Raw genomic sequence first — 6,340 nt, 5'->3', positions numbered from 1 at the left:
GAACCGGCTGAGCGGCGGGGAGGGGGCGGACCGTTTCCGCTTCGATGCGCTGGGGGCCGGGAATGAGAGCCGGATCCTGGACTTCGCCGAGGGGGAGGACCGGATCGAGCTGGACGGTGCGGTGTTCGCGGCGCTGGGTTCGGCGGGGCCGCTGGCGGCGGAGGCCTTCGGCCTTGGTACGAGCGCGGGCACGGCCGGGCAGCACGTCCTGTACGACCAGGGCAGCGGCGCGCTGTTCTACGACGCGGACGGGGCGGGCGGGGCGAATGCCATCCGCATCGGCTCCCTCGCCCAGGGTACGAGCCTCAGCGCCGCCGACGTCTGGGTGGCGTAAGACCGGCAGGCCCGGCGGGGGAAGCCCCGCCGGGCCTCATAACTAGGCGCCGATCGGCTCGGCGGCGTTGCGCGCCGTGGCGGGCGAAGCGGCTTCGCCCGCCATGTGCCGCGCGGCGATGTAGCCGAAGGTGAGGGCGGGGCCGAGGGTGATGCCGCCGCCGGGATAGTTGCCGCCCATGATGCTCGCCATGTCGTTGCCAGCGGCATAGAGGCCCGGAATGGGCTGGCCCTCGGCGTCGAGCACCTGCGCGTTTCCGTTGGAGCGCAGCCCGGCGAAGGTGCCGAGATCGCCTACCACCACCTCCACCGCGTAGAAGGGACCCTTCGCAATCGGCGCGAGGCAGGGGTTGGGCTGGAACTCGGGATCGCCGTTGAAGCGGTTATAGGCGGTGGAGCCCTTGCCGAAGGCGCGGTCCTCGCCCGCTTCCATGTCGCGGTTCCATGCGGCCACCGTCTGCTCCAGCCCTGCCGGATCGATGCCGGCATTCCGCGCCAGCTCGGCGACCGTGCGGCCGGTCTTGAGGTAGCCGGAGCGGATGTTCGGGCCCACCGGCACGGGGAAGGGCTTCACGAAGCCCAGCCCGAAGCGGCGCAGGAAGGGCTGGTCCACCACGAGGAAGGCGCGTGCCGCCTCGCCCGGACCCGTGCTGGCGAAGAGCGCCTGGATGAAGTCGTGGTACGAGTTCGCCTCGTTCACGAAGCGCTTGCCGTTCGGCAGCACGGCGATGAGCCCGGGCTTCGCGCGGTCGATGAAGTGCGGGAACACGCCCCAGCCGCCATCCTTGCGCGGCACGCGGGAGACCGGCACCCAGGCCGCCGCGTTCGGATAGCCCTGCTCCACCGTGGCGCCGGCCCCTTCGCCCAGGCGCAGCCCGTCGCCCGTGTTGCCGGGCGGGGCGGGGGAGAAGTGGCCAGGGCTCCCGCGGTCGTTGTCGCGGTCATGCGGGAACATGCTGCGGCGCCGCTCCTTGTCCTGCGGGAAGCCGCCGGCGGCGAGCACGACGCCGCGGCGCGTGCGCACGCGCATCTCCTGGCCGTCGCGCCGCAGGATGGCGCCGCGCACCGCGCCGTCCTCCCGCTCCAGCCGGATGGCCGGGCTGTCGGTCCAGACCTGCACGCCGCGGTCGAGCGCGCTGCGGAAGAGGCGCGCCGCCAGGGCGTTGCCGTTGGTCAGCAGCATGCCGCGCCCGTTCACCAGCAGGTCCCGCGCATGGGCGGTGAGGCGGCCCGCGACATAGGCGGCCGAGGCGAGGGAGCGCGTGGCGTTGAAGAAGTGCTTCAGCTCCGGCCCGGAGCCCACCATGAGCCCGACGAAGGTCAGCTCCGGCAGGGGTGGGCGCAGGCGCTTCAGCTCGGCGCCGAGGCCCTGGGCGCGGTAGGGCTGCGCCTTGATGGAGCGCCCACCGGAGCGGCCGCCCGGTGCGGTGGGGTGATAGTCGGAGAAGGCGGAGGCGGCCTCGAAGGTCACGGCCGTCTCGCGGTCGAAGAAGTCCACGGCCTCCGGCCCGGCGGCGAGGAAGGCGTCCACTGCCTCCGCGTTGAAGTGGTTGCCCGCCTCGTGCCGGAGGTAGGTGCGGGCTTCCTCCACGCTGTCCTCGATTCCATCGCGGCGGGAGACGGGATTGTTCGGCACCCAGAGGAAGCCGCCCGAGACGGCGGTGGTGCCGCCGACATAGGGCTCCTTCTCCGCCACGATCACCGAGAGGCCGCGCGCCGCGGCCGCCACCGCCGCGGAGAGCCCGCCGGCCCCCGAGCCGACCACCAGCACGTCGCATTCCACCGTGTCGGTCATGCCGTTTCCTTCCCTTCATCCTGGGCGAGGCGCGCCACCGCGCGGCGGCGTGCGCGCAGCACGGTGCCCATTCCCTGTTCGCGCTTGGCCAGCCACGCGCCGTGACGCTCGGGCCAATCCGCGTAATCATCCTCGATGCCGAGCTGTTCGGCGGCGCGGCGCGGCCAGTAGGGGTCGCGCAGCGCCTCCCGCCCGATCGCTACCAGATCCGCCTGTCCGGCTTGCAGGATGGCCTCGGCCTGGGGGCCGTCCAGGATCATGCCCACGGCCTGAGTGGTGACGCCCGCATCCCGGCGGATCGCCTCGGCGAAGCCGGTCTGGAAGCCCGGGCCGCGCGGCACGGCGATGCGCCGCGTCTCCTCCGTCAGCCCGCCGGAGGAGACGTCGATCACATCGGCGCCGACTTCCCGCAGCGCGCGGGCGAGCACGATGGAATCCGCGATCCCCCAGCCGCCCTCGGCGCCGTCCACGGCGGAGATGCGGCAGAAGAGCGGCTTCGCGGCGGGCCATTCGGCGCGCACCCGGGCCGCCACTTCGAGGGCGAGGCGCATCCGCCCCTCGCGGCTGCCGCCATAGGGATCGTCCCGCCGGTTGGAGAGGGGCGAGAGAAAGCTGGCGATGAGATAGCCATGGCCGAAATGCAGCTCGGCCGCGTCGAAGCCGGCGGCCTCGGCACGGCGCGCCGAGGCGGCGAAGTCCTCGATGACGCGGTCGATGTCGGGCGCTTTCATCGCCTCCGGAACGCTCCATCCCGGGCCGGCGGCGATGGGGCTGGGCGCGATGCGTGGCCAGCCGAGCGCGGAGAGTTCGTCGGCCGAGAAGGCGCGGCCGCCATGCCAGAGGGGGTGGCTGCCGGCCTTGCGCCCGGCATGCGCGAGCTGCACGCCGATGGCCGAGCCCTGCGCATGCACGAAATCCACCACGCGCCGCAGCGGGGCCACATGGCTGTCGCACCAGAGGCCCAGATCCGCCGTGCCGATGCGCCCCTCCGGCGAGACGGCCGTGCTTTCCGTCAGGATCAGCCCCGCGCCGCCGAGCGCGAACTTGCCGAGATGCACGAGATGCCAGTCCGTCGCCCGCCCCTCCTCCGCCGCGTGCTGGCACATGGGGGAGATGACGATCCGGTTCCGCAGGCGGAGCGAGCGGAGATCGATGGGGGAAAGGAGGAGGGGGCGTTCCACCGTCACAGCACCCGATGGACCTCGACCAGGAAGGTCGTGATCTCCGCGATGAAGTCGAGGGCGTGGTGCTGCGACACCTCCGCGGCGGGGGAGGAGAAGGCGGCCTGGAGGTCCTCCACGCTGCGGAACCACATCTCCACCACGCCATCCACGGGGAGGGCGTCGTAGCCCGTCTCCGCACCGGCCTGGCGCGCGACGACGAGGTTCTGCGTGTAGCCGGCCAGGCCGGGAAACTTCCCGACCGCTTTCGCATGAAAGCCGAACCACTCCTCCCGGAACCGCTCCGCGCTGACATCGGGGCGGCGGCGGAGCAGGGACATGCGCTTGATCAGCGGGCCCTCCGCGACCGGGACCACCGGGTTCGGCCGCGCGACGAGAACGCCGCGCAGGACGGCGAAGCGGTCGTTGTCCGGGCCGATGGGGGCCATGGCGGGGGAGGCGGCGGCGGTGTCCATCGCGGCCAGGTCGTCGAAGGAGAGCTGGGAGATGCCGTCCAGCTCCCAGCCGCCGCGCGCGTGGTCGATGGCCAGCTGGGACCGGTCGGTGACGAGGTTCTGCTCGTAGCGCCGCAGCCCCGGCAGGCGGGCGGCGAGGGGGCCGTGGACCTCGCGCCAGTAGCGGCGGAATTCGGCGGGCGAGACGTCGGTTCGGCGGGCCAGGAGGCCCATGCGGAGGATCATGGGCACTACACCGCGAGGTAGCCGCCATCGACCACCAGCGTGCTGCCGGTGACGTAGCTGGACATGTCCGAGGCGAGGAAGACGACGGGGCCGACCAGCTCCTCCGGCTCGCCGTAGCGGCGCATCGGGATGCGGGCGAGGAAGCGCTCGGAGCGGTCGGGATTCAGGCGCGTGGCCTCGGTCATCCGGGTGGCGAAGGTGCCGGGGGCGATGGCGTTCACCCGCACCCCGTCCGGCGCCAGCTCCTGCGCCAGCGCCTGGGTGAGGGCACGTACCCCGGCCTTGGAGACGGGGTAGCTGACGGAGGTGTTGGTGGAGACGAAGGAGGCGATGGACGCGATGTTGACGATGCGCCCGCGGGTTGCGCGCAGCGCGGGGAGAAAGGCGCGCGTGACGTTCATCGTGCCGCGCAGGTTGATGTCCATCGCCGCGTCCCAGGCGCGGTCCAGCGCCTCGTCATCCACGGAGTGGCGCGGGCAGACGCCGGCATTGTTCACCAGCACGGAGAGGTTGCCCATCTCCGCGGCGATGCGCGTGGCGAGCGCCCGGCAGGAATCGAGGTCGGTCACGTCCAGCGCGTAGGGGGTGGCGGCGCCGCCGGCCTCGGCGATGCGGGATGCGGTCTCGGCCGCCAGGCCCGCGTCGATATCCGTCACGGCCACGCGTGCCCCGTGCTGCGCGAGGCCCAGCGCCATGGCCGCGCCATTGCCCTGGCCGGCCCCGGTGACGAGCGCGCATTGTCCTGACAGCAGCATGCCGTTCGTTCCTTCCCCTGCCGCGGGTTTGCCGCGGTCACTTGCCGCGGGGCGTCCATGACGCGGCCACTGGCGGGTCACCCCTTCGAGAAGGTGCCGCCGGTCAGGCAACCACTGCGCGAATGCTTTCGCAAGGAGCAAAATTAACCAGTCGGGGCTTTTTGTTCATTGCATATCGCTTCGGCGGCACTTAGCCTTTCAGGCAGATCGGGCATCAAAGACCCGGCTATCATCCGGGAGAGAGGCGGGCACGAGGGCCGCGCGATGCCGCGCCCATCCTCTCCCCCCGGCCTGATGTCACCCCGCAGGAGCGGGCGCCGCGAGGCGAAGGAGGAGGAAACGATGAACGGATACCAGCCCACCCGCCGTGATTTCGGGCGCGGCGCCGTCGCGGCGCTTCTGGCGGCGCCGGCCCTTTCGGGCCGCGCGCTTGCCCAGGCGCAGCCCGTGAAGCTCGGCTTCAACGGCGACCTTGCGGCCTCGCCTTCCGCCCAGTCCGGCCGCGCGGCGGTGGTGGGCATCGAGGCGGCGATCGAGGACCTGAACAAGGAGGGCGGCGTGCTCGGCCGCCCCTTCGCCCTCGTCATCCGCGACGACCTGTCCCAGCCGCCCAAGTCGATCCAGAACATGAGCGACCTGATCGACAACGAACGCGTCGTCGCCGTGCTCGGCCCGACGAATTCCGGCAACGCGCTGGCCTGGCGGCACATCCCGAACCAGAAGCGCATCCCCGTGATGGGCTGCATCGGCTCGGCGACCGACATCACCAGGCCGATGCGGGAAGGCGCGGAGAACTACATGTTCCGCGTGGGCAGCGTGGACCGCACCCAGGTCGTCACCATCATGGGCTATGCCAAGAAGAACCCGCGCACCGGCCGGATCGGTTTCCTGACCGAGACCACCGGCTACGGCCAGGGCGGGCTGAAGGACCTGCAGGAGGTGGCGCAGGCCCAGGGGATGACGGCGGCGGCGAACGAGAAGTTCAACGTCAACGACACGGACATGACCTCCCAGCTCGCCAAGCTCCGCTCGGCCGGGGTGGAGACGGCGCTGGTCTGGGCGCAGGGCACCCCGATCGGGCAGCTCATGCGCAGCATGGAGAAGATCAACTACTTCCCCACGGTGCTGACGAGCTGGGCCGCGGACAATCTCAGCTTCATCAACGCCGCCGGCCCGCAGCTGGCGGAGAAGCCGATCTTCCTCCGCACCGTGTCGGAAGACCGCACGCCGCACCAGCAGCGCTTTTTCGACCGGATCCGCCCGAAGATCGACGCGGATTCCGCCTTCTCCTTCGCTGTGCATGGCTATGACGGCACGATGCTGCTCGCCCGCGCGATCCAGCAGGCCGGGCGGACCGACGGCCCGGCCGTGAAGGAGGCGCTGGAGGACCTGCGCGGGACGCTGCAGGGCTACGCGAAGACCTATGAGAAGCCCTTCAGCCGGACCGAGCACGACGCGCTCGGCGCGGCCGACCAGCGCTGGACCTGCTGGCGCGACGGCAAGCTGGCCGCCTATTCGGACGACATCGTGCGCGGCCTGCGTCCCGAGGACTTCAAGGGCTGATTCCCCGCCGGGCCCCGCATCGGCGGGGCCCGG

At 71.7% G+C, this 6,340-nt stretch carries 5 protein-coding genes and 1 pseudogene; 2 read left to right on the top strand and 4 right to left on the bottom strand.

What is annotated here, in order from left to right; all coding sequences use genetic code 11:
* Positions 1-334 (top strand): annotated as a pseudogene (locus BUB97_RS26345) (hypothetical protein); the annotation flags it as partial.
* Between the two features lie 42 nt (positions 335-376).
* Here BUB97_RS26345 and BUB97_RS20220 read toward each other — a convergent pair.
* From BUB97_RS20220 to BUB97_RS20205, 4 genes are read right to left on the bottom strand one after another with little or no spacing between them, the layout of a single operon-like run.
* The gene (locus tag BUB97_RS20220; protein WP_073138122.1) at positions 377-2,128 is read right to left on the bottom strand and encodes an FAD-dependent oxidoreductase; all 1,752 of its coding nucleotides are present in this window, start codon (positions 2,126-2,128) and stop codon (positions 377-379) included.
* Positions 2,125-3,309, bottom strand: a complete 1,185-nt coding sequence (locus BUB97_RS20215) for an NADH:flavin oxidoreductase/NADH oxidase (protein WP_086062406.1) — start codon at positions 3,307-3,309, stop codon at positions 2,125-2,127. The genes BUB97_RS20220 and BUB97_RS20215 overlap by 4 nt, the downstream gene beginning before the upstream one ends.
* Before the next feature lie 2 nt (positions 3,310-3,311).
* On the bottom strand, positions 3,312-3,989 hold the full coding sequence (locus BUB97_RS20210) for an EthD domain-containing protein (RefSeq protein ID WP_073138118.1): 678 nt from the start codon (positions 3,987-3,989) through the stop codon (positions 3,312-3,314).
* Positions 3,990-3,994: 5 nt separating this feature from the next.
* Entirely contained in the window at positions 3,995-4,744 is a 750-nt protein-coding gene (locus tag BUB97_RS20205; protein WP_073138116.1) for an SDR family NAD(P)-dependent oxidoreductase, read from the bottom strand.
* Between the two features lie 342 nt (positions 4,745-5,086).
* Here BUB97_RS20205 and BUB97_RS20200 point away from each other — a divergent pair, with 342 nt between their 5' ends.
* The gene (locus tag BUB97_RS20200; RefSeq protein ID WP_073138114.1) at positions 5,087-6,307 is read left to right on the top strand and encodes an ABC transporter substrate-binding protein; all 1,221 of its coding nucleotides are present in this window, start codon (positions 5,087-5,089) and stop codon (positions 6,305-6,307) included.
* Positions 6,308-6,340 lie beyond the last annotated feature (33 nt).

It is taken from the genome of Muricoccus roseus, from assembly GCF_900141905.1.
GTDB lineage: Bacteria > Pseudomonadota > Alphaproteobacteria > Acetobacterales > Acetobacteraceae > Roseomonas > Roseomonas rosea.
Note: the sequence above shows the minus strand (reverse complement) of the source record. Positions and strands in the feature narration are given on the sequence as shown.